Raw genomic sequence first — 22,512 nt, 5'->3', positions numbered from 1 at the left:
CTATGACTGGCATATTTAGCCTTTCATAAGGTAAATCAGCAACGCCTCTTATTCCTACTGACTACTGACTAATGACTAATGACTTCTTTTACTGTACTTGAGATCCGTGGGCGCGGGGGTCAGAGCTACTTGTTTTCACAGGCCCTGTGGGGGGAGTAAAATTAGAAACTTGACCGCCTGCTTGGACGTGTGGCAGAGGTTTTCCTGCAATTAAAGCTTCTAAGTTAGCTTCCATAATACTGCGCGGCATTTCGCCCATCGTTTCCGCAACGGGGCTGCCTTTATCGTTCAAATAGACAAAGTGCGGAATGCCATCTACTCGATATTTTGTGATTTCTGGCAGCCATTTGTCATTGTCTACATTCAGCATCACAAAATTCATCGGTTCGGCGTATTTCTGTTTTATTTCGCTCAGATCTTTAGCCATTGCCTGACAGCTACCGCACCAATTAGCATAAAATTCCATGAGTGTCGGTTTGCCATTTACCAAAGCTGTTTCTAATGGCGTTGAAGCTTTTGCCATGTCGGTGAGACTGCTTGACGGCGTTTGGGTTTGCAGCCCGAAGAAGATGGATATTGAAAGGGCGATCGCTGTTAACACGATCAATAAGTTTCTGAGGCGCGTGGCGACTTTTGTTTCGGGATTTGGGGCGGCGGGGGCAACAGTTGACTTGGGGGAATTCTGGGTCATAAAATAAATGGCGCTTTGATTTCTATGTTTTTATTTTAAATATTAGATTCAGATTATACCACATTTTGAGATAATCAGACCCATCTCATAAAAAATTGTGCTAAAGGCAGTAATTAGACTAAGTGCGCTAAAACATAAGATAACAAAGATTGTTTGTAAATTACCGAGGACTTGCAGGGTGAAAAAACGGGTAACACTGACGTTTCCTCAACGATCGATCCAAATGCCTGTCACCTATCGACTGGCAAAGGATTTTAATGTTGCAGCCAACATTATCCGTGCTCAGGTAGCTCCGAATCAAGTGGGCAAACTGGTGCTAGAGTTATCAGGGGATATCGACCAACTAGAAGCGGCGATCGACTGGATGCGATCGCAAAATATCGGCGTTTCCCTAGCCAGTCGGGAAATACTCATAGACGAAGATATCTGCGTTCACTGCGGTTTGTGTACGGGAGTTTGCCCGACAGAAGCCTTGACCCTTGACCCAGAAAGCCTTAAACTAAGTTTTGCTCGATCGCGGTGTATCGTTTGCGAGCAGTGCATCCCCACTTGTCCGGTGCAAGCTATTTCTACTAACCTCTAGACACTGTACAAACTCATCGGGATCATCATCTTTTTTTTGCCTGCTTCTCCTAATTGTGCCATTGGATGAAAAAAAACTCTTGGGTTTCCCTAACTCTACTTTTTGTTACTTATTTCACTTTGGGCTGGAAATTATCGGAGTTTGATGTTCCACCGCACCTGACTTGGTTTCTAGCCATAGCTTCAATTTTAGTGTTGGCTGTCGCCTTGGCGTTCCCTCTGAGAGGCATAAAGGCCTTAATTTTGCGGTGGTTTTCGAGTGATATTGGTGCTTTTCTTTCTATTATTGTAGGAGCTTTTGTGGCAGTGGTAGTTTTTGCCTGGATGCACCTTTTTGCTACTTGTTTACTCTTGATTTCAGCCGGAGCTTTGGCAAGACTCGATATTCAAATGTCTGGTTGGAAGAATTGGCGGGCTTTTGCGGTATTAGCTACCATTTCTTTAACAGGTGTGGGGTTGGGCGGAGCGATCGAGTTTTGGTCAAGGACAGGCAGGATCGTATTCTCTTAATGAGGAACGGGAAATTCATCCAACCAAATTCTATAACTCGCAACGGATATTTAGCCGAAAACTATCAGATCGCCCCTCAATAAATACAGCTTATTTTTTTTCAATCCCCCACCGGATTAATTCCCCGTTCCGCGCCGTAATCATAGCAGTTTTCAAGCCTGGTGAGGTACAGCATCTCAATTGCCGATTCCCCGTTGCGGGTTACTAATTCCCAATTACTAATTACTAATTACCAATTACCGACAAACCTGGGGTGGAACTGAAAACCCCTATGGCAGTATTGAACTGTAGCGACTTTTGCTCAAAATGTTATTGCCAAGATCCCGCAAGTCCCGCACCCAAAAACTTATCGCAATAAAAAAGCAGCTTTAGGGAGCTGCTAGTCAGAATGCATGAGGTATTGTTTTTAGAATAGGGCAGGTGGAATTCGATCGGTGCTGGGTTACATTTTTTGATACGGGAGAGTTAATGAGTGAATGGACGATCGTAAAATCGTCACATAGGAGGATAGCATTGATGCTAAATTTCCCGACAATCAAGTTAGCGTTTAACTGTCCTTGCGCCCTACAGCCCTTCAGCGGTGGGGCCCTTTTATTTTTAGGGAGAACTCAATAGCCGAATTTAGCGCATCAGATGAGTCTGCCATTAGTTGTTGTATAAAATTTCCTGATCGCCACATCCTCATACTTATAAAAGTTACGCCTCACATCCACTCAAACCCGGTGGATTTCAAAAGATGGGGTGGTTAAACGGATACACTGTGACAAAAATCAGTATTTTCACCGAAGTCATACCATTTTAGATTTTAGATTTTGGGAATGACTGATGAAGCTTGTGGTTTGGAGCTTGCGTATAGTTGCATTATTTTTTTAACTGGTATCAAAAGTCCTCAGAAACCTGTTATTTTCTTAGAAACTCGGTTTCTGAATGTATCAATTGAGATCAGGCCCGGTTTCTGGTTTGATAACTTTTTGGATTTCCTCGATCGCCCTAGTCGCCACTGCTTCAGGCCTTTCCCCCACACCAGCATAGACTCGGACATCTGCTTGAGTGTAGAAACGCTCTCGCTCTTTCAAAAGGCTTTGCAGCTTAGATTTGATCTCGCCCTCCTGCAGTAGGGGTCGAGCGGTGTCCGAACGCAGTCGATCGTACAATTGATCCACAGGCACATCCAACCAAACTACTACACCGTAGTGCAAGTAACCCCAATTCATCGATCGCGTCACAATGCCGCCGCCCGTAGCCACGACCGAATTTTGATACGCAGACAATTCCCCCAGCACTTTAGTTTCTAGTTCCCGAAAAGCCTCTTCCCCTTCTCGATCGAAAATCTCAGCAATTGACTGATTAGCAACTCGAACAATTAGTTCATCAGTATCAAAAAAACGGTATTTTAATTTTTTTGCCAAAATCCGCCCTACCGTTGTTTTCCCCGCACCCATCATCCCGACAAGATAGATATTTACTCCCCTCAACCCATCCACTGCCAAATCCTCCGATATTTTTCTATTTTTTCAGGTTAATCGATGATCCGCCACTGAGGCCATCATCGTCCTCAAACTCATCACCCTCATCCAATCCCCAATCATCCTCTGCTTCTGCAAGAGGATTTATTGGTGCTTCATCAGCGGGTTTAGGAATATCCCCTCCCGGAGGAACCAGCACTCGATACTCCGCATCGTATACAGCCTCAGTTTGCCCCACCCCAGACTGGCTCGGATCTCTATAGCCGTAAGAATATACTGAGCCAGCCCAAGATTTGCTTTTCGGTTCCTGCTGAGCTTCGTAAGCCCTCGGATTTGCCGCTGGAACATCATTTACCTGCGGTCGATCGGGAAAATCACGATCGTCCCCCCAATCGTCATCACCCCCTTGAGAGCCTGATTTTGAGCCATCTGAGACCCAATCGTCCTCATCGTCTGCTGCTGCATAAGTCCCCGGTTGAGCGTAATTCTTCGCCCCATCCGGGTTCGGAGTTTCTTGCAGGAAAGTCCGGGAACTGTAACCGGCCGGCGTACCGTAGTCTGTTCGGTAAGAACCAGCAGCCTGAGTTTGGCTATTTTCCCTATTCAGATCCGGGTCAATTTCCTGTTTTCTAGGAGGGGGAGGTGGCGTGTAAGGTGTTCTCCCGTCTTCGGGGAAAGTATCGGGACGGCTGCGACTGGATCGGCCGGTGCGGGTTCGCGTTGAAGATAGGTAATTTGAAAAAGCCAGCAAACCAGAAATCAATAAAGATGTGAGAGCTCCCACCGCCATGCTCACCAAAATCCAGATAGATAAGGGCACAGCAGGCGATCGAATTCCCAAAAATACCAGAGATAATGCTGGCTCCACATTTTGCAGGGCAAAAATAGTCAGCCCCACCACAATTACTAGCAAAAATACAGGTCGCATATCAAATTTTAATTGGTAATTTGTAAATGACTAATAACTAATGACTAATGACTAATTACTAATTATTACTCTTCTTCCTTCCAGCGTTTGAGAGGAACGCAATCAATCCCCAACTGGTCTAAAGCGCGAGCCACCACAAAGTCTACCAAATCTTCAATAGTTTGCGGATTGTGATACCAAGCAGGAATCGCTGGTACAATTCTAGCTCCAGCTTCCGCCAAGGTAGTCAAATTCCGCAGGTGAATCAAGCTAAAAGGCGTTTCGCGAGGCACGAGTACCAATTTTCGCCCTTCCTTGAGCTGAACGTCGGCCGCTCTTTCGAGTAAATCCGAACTCAAGCCAGCCGCCAATTTGCCCAGCGTACTCATGCTACAGGGAATAACGATCATCCCTTGAGTGCGAAAGGAGCCACTAGCAATATTAGCACCGACATCTTGCCAGGGATGGCACCGAAGTTTACCCATTGTGGCTACTCCTGCTTGTTCCCGCCAGAATTCCTCTTGAAGCGTCGGCTCTGCGGGCATTCGGGTGTTCTGTTCGCTTTGCCAAACCATGTAAGTAGACTTGGAAGCGACCAGTTCGATCGCGCGATCGGCCTCCAACATAAACTTCAGAGTTCGCACCGCATAAATCAGTCCCGATGCACCGGTAACTCCTACAATCAGGGGGTAGTTATTCGTCATTAGTTATTTTTTAGTTGACTGTTGACTGTTAGTAATTAGTTGTTATATCAACTCTGTTACCATCGGAATTATTCATAAATCTCTTATTTTCATCTGCGTGAATCAGCGTTCCTCCCTTGTCATCTGCGGTAAATAAATTCTCTTCTTTTTACCGCAGATATAGGCAGATTAACACAGATTAACGCAGATAAATTATATAAATTCCGGTTGCACCGTCAGTGATTGTTAACTGTTTACTGTATTTTACAATTCCGATGCTATCGGATTTGATATTAGTCATTAATTATTTTTTGATGATTGCTGAGTATAGTTTTTCGCCCACCTCTAAATACTTAGTTGCTAGACAATGACAACTAAGTATTGAGGAAAATTAACAGTCAACTGTCAACAGTCAACTGATTATTCATCATCATCAAAAGCTTGACTGCCGCCGCCAACTGCAACTAAATCAATTTGCTGGCGGTAGTAGTCAACGCTCTTGACTTGAACTTCCACCCGATCGCCCAAACGGTACTGGTTGCGGTTTTTGCGACCCACCAGAGTTTGCTGGCGCGATCGATATTCGTACCAGTCATCCTTCAGCGAAGAAACGTGTACCAGTCCTTCAACTCGCAGGATATCGCTCTCCGGCGGCCGCACCTCAATTTCCACAAAGAAACCATAAGACTGCACGCCTGTAATCAAACCCTGGAAAGTTTGGCCGGTGCGTTCTTTCATCAATCCGGTTTTCTTCAATCCCTGCAAATCGCTTTCGGCATCCTCAGCAACCCTTTCGCGTTCCGTCAGGTGTACCACGGCCGATGCAAACTCTGTTTCAAATTCGTGGTGCAAATCTGGGGGGAGAACATTCCAAGTAATTTGACCGTGACAGGAGGAATGGTGCAAGTCAACTTTTTCCTTAGCCCGTGTTGTGCGGCTGCTGCGGCCTTGCTCGAACACCGCTTGCAACACCCGCAGTATCAACAAATCGGCGTAGCGGGAAAGCGGCGAAGTGCAGCGCGTGTAACCCTCTGACAGCGCCAAACCGAAGTGCGGCTTGGGAGTTGTGCTGTAAACAGCGGGCTTCATCGTATCTTCTAGCAGGTAGGTGAGAACTCTTTCGGACTTAAGGCCGGCAAACTGCTGGGTAAATCGCTGGAAGTCCAAGGGCAAAACTTCTTCTTCGCTTTCGAGATACAGTTCGCCTCCGAGGTTGTTGGAGAGTTTGATGAACTCTTGAATGTCTGCCGGGTCTGGCATCGGCTGGACGCGGTAGATTGCTGGGACTCCCAAGGCCTGCAGGTGAGTGGCGACAGCTTGGTTGGCGAGTACCATCAACTCGGAGACAGCCGACTGGGCGGGGAGAGCGAATGCAAAAGCTCCTAATTCCCCTTCGTCGTCGAAGTGAGAGTTAGCATCGGGCAAATTTAGTTCAAAAGCTCCCCGCTTGAGCCTTGCCTTTCTGGCAGCCTGTGAGGCAGCCGACATTTGATCGAGGAAAGGACGGAGGGCGGATGATAAAGGGTGATCTTCGGCATCGCCTGGTTCGATAATTGCTTGAGCTTGCTGGTAGGTGAGGTGGTAGTCAATTTGAATGACGCTGGCTTGAATTTCGTATTCTAAGAGTTCTCCCGATTCATCTAGCGTGAGCAGTATGCTGAAGGTCAGCCGTTCGGTATCTGGCAGCAGAGAGCAGCGCTCGTTGAGGGTTTCTGGCAGTACGGCGATGATTTTTTCTCCCAGATGGGCGGCGGTGCCTCGCTTGCGGGCTTCGCGGTCGATCGGGGTTTCTGGCTGCACGTACTCGGCGGCGTCGCTGATGTGGATTCCTATTTGCCAGCGGCCGGGCTTCAGGGTTTCGATCGACAAAGCGCGTTCCACTGGCGGATCGGAGAGGAACGATGTCGGATCGAACTCGTTTTCGGCTCCTCCCTCGGAGAGATTTTCCTTCTCAACTTTAGGGGCATCGTTTTCGCTGTTGGTTGTTCCCGGTTCGTTTTTGCTGAAGCTAACAGTCAGGACGTTACGCAAATCTAGGCGTTTTTTGATGTCGGTTTTTTTGACTTTGCTGGGCAAATTTTCGGCTGCTTTGATGACGGCGGCGGGGAACGATCGCGGCAAGTCGTGTTTGCAGCATACGATGTCGAGGTCGTCAGCGGCTTCGGCGTCGGAACCGAGTACCTGTACTACTTTGCCGACTGGGCGGTGGGTGCCGAGGGGGTAGCGTTTGACTTCGACGTGTACTAGGTGGTCGATCGCCTCTTGGAGATTTGTGCCGTTTGCGAGCAAGTCTAGTTCAAACAACAGGCGATCGTCCAGGGGGATTGCTCTGTAGCTGACGCGGCCGGTGGGGGTGGCGGTTTGCTTGACTCGCGCGAGTACCGAGGGGTTGGCGCGTTCGAGGATGAGCATGACTTCGCCTTCGGGCGATCGGCGGCGGCTACCTTCTTTGATGATTTTGACTAATACTCGATCGCCATTCCAAGCTGTCGAAAGGTGACTTTCCCGCACGTAAACGTCTTCTGAGCCTTCGGCGTCTTGAATTGCAAAGCAAAATCCTTTGCTAGAACAGCGCAGTTTTGCTTCTACTACGTCGTCTTCAGCTACTCGGCGATAGCGGCCTTTGTCTTTGACTAATATGCCAATTTTCTCTAGAGCTTCTAATGCGATTTGAAGTTTGAGTTGACTGGTGGCGTCGTTGCAGTCGAGTTTTTTCTCCAATGCTTTGGGAGCCACTAATTTGTCTTCTGTAAAATTTGCCAGCAGTGCAGCGATAGAAAATTCCATGTAGCGATCGATCCTCTTGTTTCCAGCAATTAGTCTAATTTTGGCGAAATCAGCCGCGCCCCCTCGGGCCCTCGTAGTGCCTGCTTCCCAACAAATGCGCGGGTTGATAGGTGGAGACGCGAGCACAGCCACCTTGTTTGATCGCGAGGTTTTTTTGAGATTCTCTCCCGACACCGGCTTGGTGCTAATTGTCTGCTGTCTGTCTTGAACTGACTGCTGACGGTGCAGACAACTGTCCCGCACGCTATTCCCCAATACAATTTTTTAGCGTTGGTTTGTTTGCTTTTAGGTCAACAGCGCCGAGCACTTCGCAAATTAGAAAGCCCCTGTCGGTTCTTAAAAGATGGCTCGATACTGAAAGCGACGGCTTGAGTCGAGGATGAGCCGATGGAGGGATGGAGAGGGATAAAATTTGCATTTCTTCCTTCTGCCTTCTTCCTTCTGCCTTCTTCCTTCTTCCTTTTGAAGTGCCTCTTGCTTCTTGCTTTAGCAAAGAATTTACCGGATCTTTAAGGCAAAATTGCTAGTAGCTCGCTGCTGCGATGCCCTTGTTTTTTTGCACGCGATCTGTCCTTGCGGACGGAGGTGCAACGAGCGAGTCGGGAGCAATCTGTGCTGTAGAAAGTGCAAGGTACACAAAACCGGAGACTTTTACTACTTTTGCTTAGTTGCTGTGCCATCTCCTATAGGTAGAAATGACGCCCGGTGCTTGTTAGCTTAAACTGCCGGATGTGGGATGGGGTTTAGTGGCGTGAAAGGTTGCGCGGATGACTCACCTTTAATTTATTGTATGTTGAATAGGTGCTTTCAGAAAATAGTTTTCTCTGGGCTGTACTACACTTAAGTCATAAGCCCCTTCTGGTTTCGGGGTCAAAAAATTATGTTTGCTGAATTTCGCGCCCTTTATCCCGCTGGACAGTTAATCTGTGAGTTGCTGACTGTTCATAACGGTAAGTTTGTTGTTCGCTGTCTGGTTCAGGTTGACGGCAAAACTGTTGCTACTGCTATGTCGGCTGCTGAGTCTGTTGAGGATGCGGAAGACCGCGCCCGGTTGCGAGCGATCGCTGTCCTCGGATTTGCTGCGCCCGATCGTGCGATCGCGAGTGTCGATCCGGCTCCGGTTGCTGCTGTTTCCCCGGTTGCTGCTGTTCCCCCTCCTGCTGCTGTTTCCCCGGTTGCTGCTGTTCCCCCTCCCCCTCCTGCTGCTGTTCCGGTTCCTGTTGGGCCCACAAGTGTTCCTCTCCCGGTTCTAGAAATGCCTGTTGCTGACAAGTTGCCGCCAACAGATCACAGCAATTTTGTCAAGACTGAAGCGAAATTAAATGAAGAGCCGATCGCACCTGTACCGGAACCGTTGCCGCCAACGGTCGATCGGACGGAGGCTACTGGATTTGTACCGAAGCAGTTAGACTCAGACGCTTGGCTTTCTTCTAGCTACGGCGAACCACTTCAGGAACTGGATGTGCCTACTTCTAGCCAAAGTGAACTGCTACAGGGTGCGGCCGAAGTCAGGGAATTGCAACCGATCGCAGTGGGAATCCCCAGCGATGCGATCGAGGATAATTCGGATACGATCGCCGAAATAGACGCCATCCTCAAACGCCTGCAATGGAAGAAAAAACAGGAAAGCGACTGTCTCGAACAAAATTACGGCAAGTCGTCCCAGAGAGAGCTTTCTAGCGAACAGTTAGTAGATTTTCTAGAATATCTGGAAATCTACAGCAGAACCACTGAGGAAATCAAGCGGTTGGGCTGGACTCCCAACCAAGGAAAAGATTATCTCAAACAAGGTTATGGCAAAGAAGCGCGCCATTTCTTAAATCAAGTAGAATTGCTCGACTTCCTGCAATATCTCGAATCTTTGCCTTAGTAATTCTGTAGGGTTTCTAGGTGTGATGTTTTTTATAAAAAGCTACATATAGCAGTTTTCAATTGTATGAAATACAGTAAGGACTTAACTAGGACGCCGTATCATGCGCCCCAGCATCTGTAATTCACTCCACTGAAAACTGCTATATGACTGTTAAAAATTAAAAATCAAAAATGAAGAATATTTCCTCATTTTTGATTTTTAACTTTTTATTTAGACGAGAGCGGCGATCGGTCTGCTGGCGGAAGGACGGCGATCGATCACTTGATCGACTAATCCGTAGTCCTTTGCTTCTTCAGCCGACATGAAGAAATCCCGTTCGGTATCTTCTTCAATGCGGGAAAGGGGCTGACCGGTATGGTTGGCAAGATGTTCATTCAGGCGGCGCTTGTGGTACAAAATTTCTTTGGCCTGAATTTCAATATCGGTTGCTTGTCCTTGAGCTCCGCCTAGAGGTTGGTGGATCATAATCCGGGAGTGAGGCAAACTCATCCGCTTGCCTTTAGCGCCGGCACTCAACAGAAAAGCGCCCATGCTGGCGGCCAAACCGAGACAAATAGTGCAAATGTCGGGGCGGATGTGGTTCATGGTGTCAAAAATGCCCATACCTGCTGTTACCGAACCCCCTGGGGAGTTGATATAGAGGTAAATATCTTTCTCCGGGTCTTCGGCGTCTAAAAATAGCAATTGGGCAACGATCAGGTTGGCTAAGTCTGAGTCAACCTGTTGGCCCAAGAAGACGATGCGATCGCGCAGGAGTCGCGAGTAAATGTCAAAGGCGCGTTCGCCGCGACCGGATTGTTCTATAACGGTTGGGATCATTGACCGGGCCTGCCTATTACGTATCTTTTTTTAATTTTAGCGATTTGGGTTCATTTATAGTTAGGGAGGGGTGGCGCGCGATCGAGAAATCGGCAAAATCCTTTAGTTGGAAGGGATTGGGGCGGTCATTTGGGGAAATTGTGGCGGGGTTGCGATCGGATTTCCGATCCAAGGGCGATCTATTACGAAGCAGAAACCTAAGTCAGCGATTCTTAGGAATCCCCGTGCGCTGACGCCGGGGAGGATGTCAATCTGTCCTTATCAGACTTCAAACTAAGGGGTTTTTCGATTTAAAATGCGGGTAAATTTCCTTCTCAAATAATTCTTGAATTTCTGCCGACTGCTGTGCAACTACATCTTTATAATCTTCCTCAACAGAAATATTATAACTTGCTGTGCGTTTAGCAATTTTTGGTAACCAAGCTGTGTGTAGCGTAAACCCAAATTTTAATTCAGGATGACCTAACTTACAAATCGGCCCCCCGACCAAGTTTTTTGCATCAAAAACCCAAATTTCTGACGAGTTTTTCAAGTAAATTGTACAGACAATATAGCCATCTGTCGAATCTCCATTTCCCCCTGCACGCGGGACAAATTGCGGGGAGTTTATCATGTATCCTTGGGCTTTATTATCGGCTTCAATTTCTGGCATAAACACAAACGCATCAGCTATTTTCATTTCTTGAGTGTCGAGGCGCAACAAACAAGCGGGCTTTCCTTCCTGTCGATCTAAAAGTTTTAGCAAATCCTCATTTGACACCACTCGATATTTATAGTCTTTATACAAGTTTAAAATAAATTTTGTTAGCAATTCAGGCCAGAATCCATCCGAATTCCAGTATATATTTTTTATTTTTTCAGCAGTTTTACCAGATGGCAATGTATCGCAATAGGTGTTCAGCGCCATACCCCACGTTAACTTATCATCTGAAATGACATTTGATTCAACCACTTGTCCACTTTCTACATCAATAACATAACGTCCCAGCCGGCTAATATCTGCCTCACCACTGAGCATTCCATACAAGCGTGGCGGTACAGATGTTTCTGCGCTATCAGCCCCAGAGTCAAAACTACGCAACCACTCCCCCGAATCCGCAGCACAAATATGTCCTATATGGAGCGTTATTTTTCCGTTTGAATCGTCATAATCAGCCGCAAAATGAAAGGCTTCAAGAGGAATTACTACTTGTTTTGCCACAACTTCAACTTCTTGTTTAGAATAAGCCGGTTGCTGTCCTCCTATCAGTCGTTCGCGGCGGACAATGTACACATAAGAATCGGGAGAAAGTGGACGCGATAAAATATCTCTCAGAAAGTTTTCTGTTTGTTTTCTGTTGGGAAGTGGGTTATTAAAAATTTCCGCTATCCCAACACCAAACGCTGTATCCATCAAAATCACATAGTTACGAGTCACAGCTATTTGATGCAGACTTTGGTGGATAACCACCGGGGAACGATCCTGCAAAACCAATTTCCATCGTTCAATATGGCCGCTACCATTCCAGCGCATTAAATAAACGAAATTTTGCATTTTAAATTTGAAAACATTTTCAAAAAGGCTACTAATTAACTTAAAAGCCTCCCAAATAATTTTAGCAATCCAGTTAAGTAAAAACTTAATAACGTTTAGGGTATTGAGAAAATTGAAAATCAATTCTAAAAGTTTTTTGATGGCATGAGGTAGCTTTTCTGCCTCATAAATAAACGGAATTGCTTGCATGAAATTCCCCATTGATCTGCCATAATTCACCGTAAACATTTCCTGGGTTTCCGCATCAAAAAAAGGATGCGCCGTACTCAAGACTGGCCCAAATGGCATAGATAAAGAAACTTCAGGCCGCCACTCTGCATTAGCACCCACCGGCGTTACAACTTCCAAAGTTTCCGTATCAATTTCATAAGGACGACCTGCATCATAAGTAACTAACAGCCGGTCATTTGTATCTTCAGAGGTTTTAAATTTCACAAATGCCGTGTTTAATTGATTGCGAACTCCCAACGCCATAGAAAAACGAGTGAGTCCGTGATTTTGAAACCCATATTTGTGATATTCGCTTCCGCGTTTTGTTGCTTCATCGGCATAATAACAAGGAGTTTTTGCAATTCGTGTCGTGATTTTTGCTGGTTGTTGAGTATTAAAATCAATGCGATAAATCATGCCATCGCCGTTGAAAATTGGAGTTCCATCAGGATAGGGTAAACCACGAGAATCAACCGAGCCAGCCGGTGCCACAATAAACACATGACCTTGCAAATCCTCCGGTAATTTTCCCTCAATAATATTTAGCTCAAGCTCGGTTAATTCACACCGCTTCGCCACCATTACTGCTTGTGGTACATACAGAGGGTAGTTTTTCGTCATCTCTGAAAAAGCAGGGTTCATTTGAGTATTCATGGTCACATAAAAACTTGTAGTTGTGTACAGATTAGGCTGGGTTTACCGTGTGAAAACCCAACCCTACCCCGAAAATTACCATAAAAAAAATTCGCAAAAATTGCTGAATTTAAAGATTTTTATTTGCCCTCAAATCGCTGGTAAATTTCATCAAACAACGCTCGAATGTCCTCACCCATTTTCTTTGTGTCTCCATCCCTTGACTGCAAATATTTATTCACAAGTTCCGACACCACCGGCTCATAATCCTCTCGCACATTGTAATCTGACTTTGGCGGCGAAACTACTTCTGGCAACCAAGTTGTGTGAATTGTAAACCCAATATTGATTTGTTCACTACACAGCCTGTATTTGGGGCCACTCTTTAAATTTGCGGCATCAAACAGCCAAAGTTCACTGTTATTAGAGCCATCATTACGATCCGAAAGAACCACACAAATCAGATAACCATCTGTTGAACTGCTATCCCCTCCCTGACGCGGCACAAACTGGGGAGAGTTGGCGAAATGACCTGCCGGAAACTCATAATAATCTGGCGTGGTCAGTTCAATTTCTAAGCCTTGCTGACCATTCTTTTTGCGATCAACATGAACCCGACATAACGTACTTGCTCTGCCTTCTTGGCTGATGGCTTTCACTTTACTGATGGGGAATTTACGATATTTATAATCCTTATAAATATCCCCAACAAACTGCGGCAACAGTTCTTCCCAGGCTCCAAAAAAGATCCAGTAAATATCATCAATTTTTTCGGGCTGCTTCAGCGTCATTTCCCTATAGGCATACACCGGATCTCCCCAACTAAAATCACGTTCAATTAAACAGGATCTCACAGCATCAGAACTAGGGAGTTTTGCAGGGTCAATAACATGACATCCAATGATACCCACGTCCATCCCACTCACTAAAACGCCGGGTAAACTTCGCATTCGGTTATTGATTTCGACATCGCTATAGACTGACTTATCAAAACGGCGAATTGTCTCCGCCGCATCACAAGCACAACTATGAACCGTATGTATAACAATGCCATCTGCATCTTCATATTCAACGACATAATGAGCAATTTCGCGAGGGATAATAACTTCGTGCGCTGTGACTGTTTTCTCTCCAGGTATTAATTTTTCCCGAGGAACAATCCACACTTTTGTATCTGCTAATTGGGGAATGTCTGTTAACTCTCGAATCAAAAATTCTATTTCTTCAATTAATTCCCAATGTTCAGCAAATAAAAGTTCTTCTAAAGCAATTTTAAACGCTGTATCTGCCAAAACAATGTAATTTTTAGTCAGACCCATCTGGTGCAAGGTTTGTTTGACTTTAATCGGCTTGCCATTGGGTAAAACGACTTTCCACCTGTCAAAGTTTTCTTCTCCCCGCCAACACACTAATTCAACAAAATCATCCTTAGCAAAGGCGTTCAATATTTGCAGGACAGTTTTGTATATCTTTTCGATGAGTTGATAAATCGCTTTGCCTAAACTTAAAAACGCTTTGAGGATATTTTTGTATAAGTTGCTCAGCCATTCTATGAACCCATCCAGAGGACTGGTTGTCTTCTTTGACCCTAAAGATTTCTTCAAAGGTTTCGTTAAAATCCGTAGCTGGTAAAGAAATTGTCGCAAAGTTGGTAAAAATGAAGAGATTGAGCGACCTAAATTAATTGTAAATAACTCTCCCGTGCTATAGTCAAAACACGGATGAGCGCAACTCATACTCAGCGGAAAAGGTTGCTTGGGAAACAGCGGGTTCACAGCTTTCCAATCTTTAATTAAACCTATTGGCTGTACCACTTCCATAGTGTTTGGGTCAACTTCGTAAGAGCGGCCCATATCCACAGTAATTAACAAACGATAAGGATCGGCTTGGTATTTTTTAAAAGGCGTTAATGTAACACTGAGTTGGGAAGTAACCCCCAAAGCCAGAGAAGCACGGGCAATGCCAAAATCTTTAAAGCCTAAATTTGCATAGTTGGAATTTTCATAAGTATATTTATCTGCCCAATAACTAAGGGGTTTGGCAATGCGTGTTTTCAAATGAGCCTTGCCATTTTCAAACCCAATGCGGTAAAGCATTCCATCGCCGTTATATAGAGGAGTCCAGCCATTTGTACTGGGGTCAACAATGTGTGGAGAATTGGGTTTTTTGGGGGGCGAATCAACCGAACCTGCCGGTCCCACAATAAAGACATATCCTGTTAAATCTGGTGGCAGTTCAGTAGAGATTTCTGTTAGCCCTTGTTTTACCGTCAATTGCAAAGCATCAAATTCTTCTCGACTCACAGACAACATCGCCTGCGGAAAATGTGATTTATCCGACTGACTAGAAACATTATCTAAACTTTCAGTCGCTTTGAGAGTGGGTTGAGTCATGGTTATAATTCTAGTGAAAAGATGAGAAAACTATAGTTTAAGCAGCCATCTGGCTGCATAGCTCAACAATAACCGATCGCTGCAAGCAATGTCATCCCCTTTTTACGATCCACTGGGTCAAATTCTTCAGCATTTAGATCGAGCTGTGTCATAAACTGTTGTGCAGCTTCGGTTTTGCCACACCGGTGTAAAAATTCGCTTAAACTTATAATTGCCCGTCGTTCCAAAGACACGGCACCCTGAGAATGAGCAACTTCAAGCGCTTTATGAAAACAAATTTCCGCCTCTGCATCTTTTGATTGCATAATTAACGCTTCACCTTTGATCCGGTAGAGTTCGGCTTTCCAATAAGCGCCCGTTGGGTCTGCTAATTCCAAACCTTTATCAATCAAGCTTACACATTCTTCCACCAAACCAGCATTCAGATAACCGATAGCCGTCAACATCATATAATAAATTTGTCCTAATCTTGTCCCCAGGCTTAAATAAGCTGTTAAATTTTGCTGCATTTGTCTCAAACCTAACTCGATTTCTCCTGACTGCTGGTTTGCCGAACCCACGACAATACTCGTCAAAGTCCCCCAGAAATAAAACTCGTTTTCCATGCAGAAATTAATTGTCATTTTCCCATATTTTTGGGTACTAGGTAGATTTTGTAAGTAGTGATAAATCTGAGTTTCATAGAAATAAGCAAGGGCCAAAGAAAACGGGTGTCCTATCTTTCTAGCTAAACTCAATGATTGTTCCTTTTTCTCAAGAGCTTGCCGACCATAACCACGTAACCACAAGCATATTGATAGAAGAGCAAAATTCGCTACCCCCGAATCTTGTCCATAAATAAAAGCAAGGGAGGAATGTTTTTGATCATCGTAATAGAATAAAGACCGTTCTAGGTGAAATTGAGCCTGAACTAAATCTCCCATATAAAGTAAGTTCGCACCCATAGAATGATGAGCAGTTACCTGCATTCCCGAATCTTCGGAATTGTCTGCTAGACAAAGAAGTTGTTGTGCTAATTCTCCGGCGGTTTTTGTATCTCCTTGTCCAATATGCGCTGCAAATAACCCCCACAACATCGGAAAAAAATTAGCTGTTTCTCCGAGCTCTTGCGCCAATTCCCGCGCTCTGGTAAAAGTGTTAATTAATTCAGGCGAACCATAACCTTTAATTGCCGTTAGCGGCGCACCCAAAGCTATGTGCAACCGCAATTCTTGCTCTTTTCTCTCCACCGTACCCGGCAAGGTTTCTAACCACTGCAACGCCTCTGTAAACAACCCTAGCGCCTCCCGCAAAGCGTGCGCCCGCACCGCCTGCTCCCCCGCCTTTTCTAAATAAAAAATCGCCTTTTCTGCAACCCCCGCTTTACTCCAATGATGTGCCAAAATCGCATAAAACCCCGACAACTCTTCATCACTTCTTTCATACCACAACGCCAAAAATTCATGAACTTGCCGGCGCTGCGAGTACAACATCAAACCATAAGCCACTTCCTGAGTAATAATATGCTTAAACATATACCCCAAATCCGGCTCCGGCGTCTCCATCGGGGTAAGATCGAACCGCTGTAACTTCATCAAATAATTAGCCAACTCAGGCTTATCCCCCTCAATAGGATGAATATCTCGCAACAACTGAAATCCAAAAGACCTACCAATCACGCTCGCCACTTTCAATGTAAGCTGTTCACTAGGAGAAAGCCGATCGATCCGCGAAGCAATCACCCCCTGCACCGTAGCAGGAAACTTTAGCTCACTCAAATTACCAACCCCCGCAGCAATCCGACACTCCCCATCATGAATTTCTATCACCCCCGCCTCGCGCAAACCATAAGCCAATTCCTCACTAAAAAACGGATTTCCTTCTGTTTTTTTCTCAATTAACTCCACCACGCGATCGGGCAAACTTTTTACCCCCAAACGCTGAGACAAAAACAGTCGCGTATCTGTAGCCGGCATTGCTTCCAAATGCAACTGTTCTACCCCTTCTATCATCAGCACTCGATCGTATTCCTCCGGCATCGGCTCACCCATTGGTCTCGTCCCTATCACCAATAACAAGCGCTTCACCTTCTGCGCCACCGCCAAAATCAGCGCCCAACTTGACGAATCCAACCAATGGGCATCCTCGAAAACAAGCAACTTAGGAGAGCGATTGACCGAATCCTGCAACAATTGCACCAACAAATCCCGCGTCGCTTCCGCCCGTTGCTGCCCCACCAACCCAGCCGATACCTCTGTATCCGGCAAATCTAAACCCAAAACCCCATTTAAAAGTGGCGCTTTTTCCAACCATTGCGGTTCATCCTCCAATAAATCTAAAACCTGACGTTTTTTCGCCTCTAAATCGGGTAAAAAAGACAAATCCCACAAGTGACTAAATACCTCGTTCCAAGCATGATAAGGCTTCGATCGAGCGATCGCATCCCCCGCACCAACCAAACTTCCGACCCCCAATTCTTGCGCTTGCAAAAGCAAATTTTCTATCAAGCAAGACTTGCCAATTCCTGCCTCCCCACAAATCATAACCACTCCAGAAATACCCGCTTTCAACTGCTCTAATTTCTTCCCTAACAACAACCGTTCTTTTTCCCGCCCCACAATCGACTTTTCCGTTTTTCCTGTCATCCACCAAGGCAAATCTTTACGCACATCCCCAAGCGGACAAAATACTTGAACGACTTCTTCTATACCTTTAACTTTAATGGGAGTTAACGATTCAAACTCTATTTTTTCTTTGGCAAACTCAAACGTCCCTTCATCACACAAAATTCCGTCCTTCGCAGCCTGCATCAATCGCGCCGCTAAATTCACAACCGCCCCGATAATCGTGTATTCTCGACGTTGCTCGCTGCCAATTACACCACTATAACAAGTACCAGTCGCGATCCCTATATTCGGTTGCAATCCTAAACTTCTTAAGTTTTCTAATAACGTCATTCCCGCCATCACACAACGCACCGAATCATCCTCATGGGCAAACGGCGGCAAACCAAAACCAATCACCAATGTACTACCTTTATCATCTACCAAAAACTTATTTAAAGTTCCCTCATAAACTTGCAAAATATTTTGGATAGCATTAAGTATAGTTGAAATAAAATCTAAAGCCCCCTCCGCATCATAATCCATCCCAGGCAAATTTAAAAACATCACACTCACTCGTCGTAAATCGCCTAACCAATCAGTTTGACCTACTTTTAAACGCTGCAAAACCCCCAAACTTACATATCTTTCCAGTCGTTCTTGCATCTCATCATAAATCGGGGTGGGAGCCGATTCAACCACATTTAGAAACCTTCTATCCGCGACAGACTTTAAAAGATTAAATCCCTCCAACCGCACCACATTAGAAGCTAATAATTCTCCCACAAACTGGTCTTTGATTAACTCCCAAGCCGTCAGCGACAAACAAGCTTCACCTATACCCGCAGCCGTTTCTGCAAGCGCCACTTGAGCAATAGGTTCCCCCGCCACAAGATACTCCCATCGGCCATTCGTTCCGCCGATGTAAAACTCTTTTAAGTTACCCGCCCCAATACCAATATGCAATCGCAACTGGGCATTGGCTGCTTGATATTCACCCAAATCATTTAAAATCGCCAAAGCACATTGCGCCGCACAATAAGTCGCTAGATCTAAAGACAAACTTTCCGCCGGCCAAATCGCCAACATAGCATCGCCAGCAAACTTAATAATATCTCCTTTATGTGCTATTATTAATTCAATTAATTGACCAAAATAAGCATTTAAATGAGTCGTTAATTCTTCAACTCCAATAGAACCTTTTTGAGCAAGACGTTCAGTAAGAGCAGTAAAACCAGAGATGTCAACAAATAACACTGCTGCCTCAAAAGACCCACTAGCCGGAGAAGCAAGAGGAGTAGGATCTGCAGCAAAACAATTTAAGACACGAATCGGTAAAAAACTGGCAAGGTTTTCAACAAAAGTAGGCATAATTCGTCACACAGAGACTAATAGTACAATTGGCGGTATACTTCAAAGAGTCTAACAAATTACGCACCCTGAAGACAGAAAACATTCCCCATCTATGTATATACGCTCTATTTCTTCAGCCGTTCGTAGCGTAGTTAACATCTAGGTAGGGCTTGCGGAAAAAACATGAAACCATTATATCAAGTGAAAAGGTTAGGCTTTTTACGCCAAGCTGTTGAACTAATTTATTAACTAATAGAGGCTATTTATCTTCCTGCGATAGTATTATACGTATTATTAATTAACTGACATCCTCGGATTGCAACCCCTGCTCCAATAACAGGGAATTGATATCAACAAAGATGTAAGTAAATCAGGACTTACGCACTATCAGGCTCAAAACAAACGGTTCCGATTACTTCCCTTGGCTCGTAATGACAGAAATACGTTGTTTTTGCATAATTTCTATAAATGTATTATAAACAGTATTATAATCAAGAGCCTTTGAGGGTTAAGTTTTGTTACTCATTACTTGCCAACCACCTACTTGTTATACCAAACCCGGCTTATTTACCCCATTTATGATGGTTCCCAGAAACTTCGCCCGCTTAAGCTATATCGCAAGCTATGTTAATGGCTGAGGGGAGATCCAACCCGAATTTGGTATTACTCAACTGTTTGACTCAAATTTTTATCACCCAACCACGGCGGTACATTCCATACAAAATTAACCACCAAAATAATACCGCAGTCACGGCAAATGCCAGAGAACCATTCAGCGGCCCCGCCCACGGCACAAACCAGTTTTCATAAATCCAAGTGTAAGTTGTTGGAGCATTTGCACCAGTGCCGATATGAGTTTTTAAGAGAATTCTGGCAACTATACCGGAAGCAACAAACAGGAAAATTGCATTCACTCCCATGATTTCAAAAGGCCTCCCCCATTTCCAATCCCGCACTTCAATTGTTTCGTAGCAAGCTGCTAGCAATAGCAAGGCCCAGCCAGCAGTAAAAACTACATAAGAACTTGTCCAAAGTTGTTTGTTGATCGGAAATAGAAATCCCCACAAGTGGCCGATTACCACGCAACTGAGACCGCAGATTGCTAAGTTGATACTGGTGCGGGTTTTGATTTGCTGTACTCGCAGCCATTCTCCGGTAAAGTAGCCGATCAGGACTGTTACAACTGCGGGTAAGGTGCTCAACAGTCCTTCTGGATCGAAGGGGCCGCCTTTGTAAAGATGCTGGCTGCCAAGAATTAGCCGATCGACATATCCTCCTAAATTTCCTTCTGGCGTGAGTTCGCCGGCAGTGTACCCCCCTACAGTAAATACGGTTAAGGCAGCCCAATAGCCCAAAAGCAGGGCAAGAGCGAGCAGTTTTTGATTGCGGGGGGAAAGGTTGAGAATGACGATCGCACTGATGAAATAAGCTAAGCCGATGCGCTGCAATACTCCCATGATGCGGATTTTACCGAAGTTTTCCACTGGGGCGCTGTTGAGAAGTACGTCAAGGGCGATCGAAGATGTATTTAGCAGCAACCCTAATATAAATAAAATCGCCGCGCGGCGCGCAATTCGCCAGTAAATATTTGAAGAAGGAAGAAGGAAGAAGGAAGAAGAAAGAGGGTTTTTAGCAGATTCTGATTTTTCCTTTTTTTGTGTAATTTTTGAGGTGTCTCTTCCGGTTTTTGAATAATTTTGAATATATTTAGACAGCGAGAAAGACATCGCGCAGCCAACGATGAACAAGAAAAACGGAAATACTAAATCTGTCGGGGTGCAGCCGTGCCATTCTGCGTGTTCTAGCGGCGGATACACCTGTTTCCAACTACCGGGGTTGTTGACGAGAATCATGGAGGCGATCGCAATTCCGCGAAAAACATCAAGGGATTTGAAGCGCATAAATTAAGTTATTTGTTCACTGTTCACTATCTTAGCGGATGCCCATTTCCTAATTCTTTTCGGCCCAATGCCAAATTCCCAATTCCCAATTCCCAATTCCCAATTCCCAATTCCCAATTCCCAATTCCCAATTCCCCATTACCTATATCTCTATTCCTTCCAGAGTCATTATGACTGCATTTTTCATCAACATATCGCAGCGTTCGGCATAAAAAGATGCTGCCTTATCATACTTGTTGATTTGTAAAACGCGCAGAAACATTTGCCTTGCTTGTGCAAATTGCTGCTGGTAGTGAAAAAAAATTCCCTGTTCAAAATAAGTTTGAGTTTGTGCTTTTAGTTCGATCATTGTCGGCGAGTCGCCATCGTAAATTTCAAATACAGCCACAGGTGTTTGTTTTCCTTTTACTTGAACGCGATCGAGAAATCGGCACTTGTAATGTTGAGGATCGTCTATCCGGCAAAGGGTTTGGACGCTAGCTACAATAGCCACCCCATAAAGCTTTGTCAATCCTTCCACGCGGGAAGCTAAATTAACGGCATCAGAAATCACCGTACTTTCCATTCGTTCCGCTTCGCCAATCGTACCTAACATTAAAGTCCCCGTATGCAAACCAATCCCTATCGAAATAGGTTGATAGCCACTGTTTTGCCTGTGTCTGTTATAAATTTTCACTTGCTGCTGCATCTCTATTGCTGCTTGCACAGCATCTTCAGCCCTGTTAGGAAACAAAGCCATAATCCCGTCACCAATATATTTATCTATAAAACCGTTGTACTCGCGGATAACTGGACCAACTCGGCTTAAGTAAGAGTTGAGAAATTCAAAATTTTCTCGGGGAGACATACTTTCTGACAGACTTGTAAATGAGCGAATGTCGGCAAACATAATCGTCATTTCTGCTTGTACAGAGTCTCCTAGTCTGGCATCAACGATGCTTTCTCTTTTGAGAAACTTCAAAAATTCACGGGGTACAAAACGGGCTGATGCGGCGGCTATTTTTTCGAGTTCGCTTTTGCTGGACTCGATTTGATTGAGTGATCTAAATGCTCTCAGTGCGGTGACGACTGTGGTAAATAATTTTTTATTAGTAAGTTCGGTTTTTGTTTTGTAATCATTGATATCGTAGCTGACAATTACTACATCTTCTGGTACTTGTCCGGGCTGTCCAGTGCGTAAAATAATTCGCACAATTTGATTATTTAAAATATCGCGGATGTATTTAACTACTTCCAAGCCGGCTTCTTCTGTTTCCATAACTACATCGAGTAAAATCAATGCTATGTCGTAGTTATTTTGGATTATTTCTTTCGCTTCTTTCCCTGAGTAAGCGCTGATAAATGTTATAGTTTTACCTTCAAATTTAAAATCGTTTAAGGCTAGTTTAGTAATATTATGAATTTCTATTTCATCATCTACAATTAATATTTTCCAACTTTCTTCTAGCGGTTTTTGTTCCGCCTCGTCTTCCTCGGCAAATATTAATTCATCATCCCCCGCCGCGATTAATTCGTCATCGCCCGCAGCCAACAGGTTTTTACTAGCTTCTGACATATATCGTTCTCCTATATAAAACTTATATCCATG

General features: G+C 44.8%; 14 protein-coding genes. 3 read left to right on the top strand and 11 right to left on the bottom strand.

Annotation, left to right across the window (positions count from 1 at the left end; all coding sequences use genetic code 11):
• Positions 1 to 88 precede the first annotated feature (88 nt).
• A complete protein-coding gene (locus QUA25_RS01755) occupies positions 89 to 691 on the bottom strand; it encodes a thioredoxin family protein (RefSeq protein ID WP_333035092.1) in 603 nt (200 codons plus the stop codon).
• Between the two features lie 178 nt (positions 692 to 869).
• Between QUA25_RS01755 and QUA25_RS01750 the strand changes: the two genes are divergently transcribed.
• Both QUA25_RS01750 and QUA25_RS01745 read left to right on the top strand, forming a co-directional pair.
• A complete protein-coding gene (locus QUA25_RS01750; RefSeq protein ID WP_333035090.1) occupies positions 870 to 1,274 on the top strand; it encodes an NIL domain-containing protein in 405 nt (134 codons plus the stop codon).
• Positions 1,275 to 1,339: 65 nt separating this feature from the next.
• Positions 1,340 to 1,783, top strand: coding sequence for a hypothetical protein (locus QUA25_RS01745; RefSeq protein WP_333035088.1), 444 nt, complete (start codon positions 1,340 to 1,342; stop codon positions 1,781 to 1,783).
• Between the two features lie 932 nt (positions 1,784 to 2,715).
• Here QUA25_RS01745 and QUA25_RS01740 read toward each other — a convergent pair.
• The 4 genes from QUA25_RS01740 to QUA25_RS01725 form a co-directional block, all read right to left on the bottom strand.
• Positions 2,716 to 3,267: a shikimate kinase gene (locus QUA25_RS01740; protein ID WP_333035087.1), complete on the bottom strand. Its 552-nt coding sequence runs from the start codon at positions 3,265 to 3,267 to the stop codon at positions 2,716 to 2,718.
• Positions 3,268 to 3,289: 22 nt separating this feature from the next.
• The gene (locus QUA25_RS01735) at positions 3,290 to 4,177 is read right to left on the bottom strand and encodes a LapA family protein (RefSeq protein WP_333035086.1); all 888 of its coding nucleotides are present in this window, start codon (positions 4,175 to 4,177) and stop codon (positions 3,290 to 3,292) included.
• A gap of 65 nt (positions 4,178 to 4,242) precedes the next feature.
• Positions 4,243 to 4,860 (bottom strand): flavin prenyltransferase UbiX, encoded by a 618-nt coding sequence (locus tag QUA25_RS01730; RefSeq protein WP_333035085.1) that lies wholly within the window; start codon positions 4,858 to 4,860, stop codon positions 4,243 to 4,245.
• Positions 4,861 to 5,259: 399 nt separating this feature from the next.
• The gene (locus QUA25_RS01725) at positions 5,260 to 7,626 is read right to left on the bottom strand and encodes a ribonuclease R family protein (protein WP_333035216.1); all 2,367 of its coding nucleotides are present in this window, start codon (positions 7,624 to 7,626) and stop codon (positions 5,260 to 5,262) included.
• An 880-nt stretch (positions 7,627 to 8,506) separates the two neighbouring features.
• Here QUA25_RS01725 and QUA25_RS01720 point away from each other — a divergent pair.
• A complete protein-coding gene (locus QUA25_RS01720) occupies positions 8,507 to 9,496 on the top strand; it encodes a hypothetical protein (protein ID WP_333035084.1) in 990 nt (329 codons plus the stop codon).
• Positions 9,497 to 9,709: 213 nt separating this feature from the next.
• Here the strand turns inward: QUA25_RS01720 and clpP are convergent, their stop codons facing one another.
• The 6 genes from clpP to QUA25_RS01690 form a co-directional block, all read right to left on the bottom strand.
• Positions 9,710 to 10,342, bottom strand: a complete 633-nt coding sequence (clpP, locus tag QUA25_RS01715) for an ATP-dependent Clp endopeptidase proteolytic subunit ClpP (RefSeq protein ID WP_333035214.1) — start codon at positions 10,340 to 10,342, stop codon at positions 9,710 to 9,712.
• A 244-nt stretch (positions 10,343 to 10,586) separates the two neighbouring features.
• Positions 10,587 to 12,716: a carotenoid oxygenase family protein gene (locus QUA25_RS01710; RefSeq protein ID WP_333035082.1), complete on the bottom strand. Its 2,130-nt coding sequence runs from the start codon at positions 12,714 to 12,716 to the stop codon at positions 10,587 to 10,589.
• A gap of 119 nt (positions 12,717 to 12,835) precedes the next feature.
• The gene (locus QUA25_RS01705; RefSeq protein WP_333035081.1) at positions 12,836 to 14,974 is read right to left on the bottom strand and encodes a carotenoid oxygenase family protein; all 2,139 of its coding nucleotides are present in this window, start codon (positions 14,972 to 14,974) and stop codon (positions 12,836 to 12,838) included.
• Positions 14,975 to 15,150: 176 nt separating this feature from the next.
• Positions 15,151 to 19,041, bottom strand: coding sequence for an adenylate/guanylate cyclase domain-containing protein (locus QUA25_RS01700; RefSeq protein ID WP_333035080.1), 3,891 nt, complete (start codon positions 19,039 to 19,041; stop codon positions 15,151 to 15,153).
• Between the two features lie 662 nt (positions 19,042 to 19,703).
• Positions 19,704 to 20,924, bottom strand: coding sequence for a heparan-alpha-glucosaminide N-acetyltransferase domain-containing protein (locus QUA25_RS01695; RefSeq protein ID WP_333035078.1), 1,221 nt, complete (start codon positions 20,922 to 20,924; stop codon positions 19,704 to 19,706).
• 142 nt (positions 20,925 to 21,066) lie between these two features.
• Complete coding sequence (locus QUA25_RS01690) at positions 21,067 to 22,479, bottom strand: adenylate/guanylate cyclase domain-containing protein (protein WP_333035076.1); 1,413 nt, start codon at positions 22,477 to 22,479, stop codon at positions 21,067 to 21,069.
• Between the last annotated feature and the right edge of the window lie 33 nt (positions 22,480 to 22,512).

Source organism: Microcoleus sp. Pol17C6 (genome assembly GCF_036701145.1).
Classification (GTDB): Bacteria; Cyanobacteriota; Cyanobacteriia; order Cyanobacteriales; family Microcoleaceae; genus Microcoleus.
Note: the sequence above shows the minus strand (reverse complement) of the source record. Positions and strands in the feature narration are given on the sequence as shown.

Excerpts from the sequence above, each read along its gene's own strand:
- QUA25_RS01745 (WP_333035088.1), top strand. The coding sequence starts at position 1,340 with ATGAAAAAAAACTCTTGGGTTTCCCTAACTCTACTTTTTGTTACTTAT.
- QUA25_RS01710 (WP_333035082.1), bottom strand. The coding sequence starts at position 12,716 with ATGAATACTCAAATGAACCCTGCTTTTTCAGAGATGACGAAAAACTAC.
- QUA25_RS01700 (WP_333035080.1), bottom strand. The coding sequence starts at position 19,041 with ATGCCTACTTTTGTTGAAAACCTTGCCAGTTTTTTACCGATTCGTGTC.
- QUA25_RS01725 (WP_333035216.1), bottom strand. The coding sequence starts at position 7,626 with ATGGAATTTTCTATCGCTGCACTGCTGGCAAATTTTACAGAAGACAAA.
- QUA25_RS01690 (WP_333035076.1), bottom strand. The coding sequence starts at position 22,479 with ATGTCAGAAGCTAGTAAAAACCTGTTGGCTGCGGGCGATGACGAATTA.
- QUA25_RS01720 (WP_333035084.1), top strand. The coding sequence starts at position 8,507 with ATGTTTGCTGAATTTCGCGCCCTTTATCCCGCTGGACAGTTAATCTGT.
- QUA25_RS01695 (WP_333035078.1), bottom strand. The coding sequence starts at position 20,924 with ATGCGCTTCAAATCCCTTGATGTTTTTCGCGGAATTGCGATCGCCTCC.
- QUA25_RS01735 (WP_333035086.1), bottom strand. The coding sequence starts at position 4,177 with ATGCGACCTGTATTTTTGCTAGTAATTGTGGTGGGGCTGACTATTTTT.
- QUA25_RS01730 (WP_333035085.1), bottom strand. The coding sequence starts at position 4,860 with ATGACGAATAACTACCCCCTGATTGTAGGAGTTACCGGTGCATCGGGA.
- QUA25_RS01755 (WP_333035092.1), bottom strand. The coding sequence starts at position 691 with ATGACCCAGAATTCCCCCAAGTCAACTGTTGCCCCCGCCGCCCCAAAT.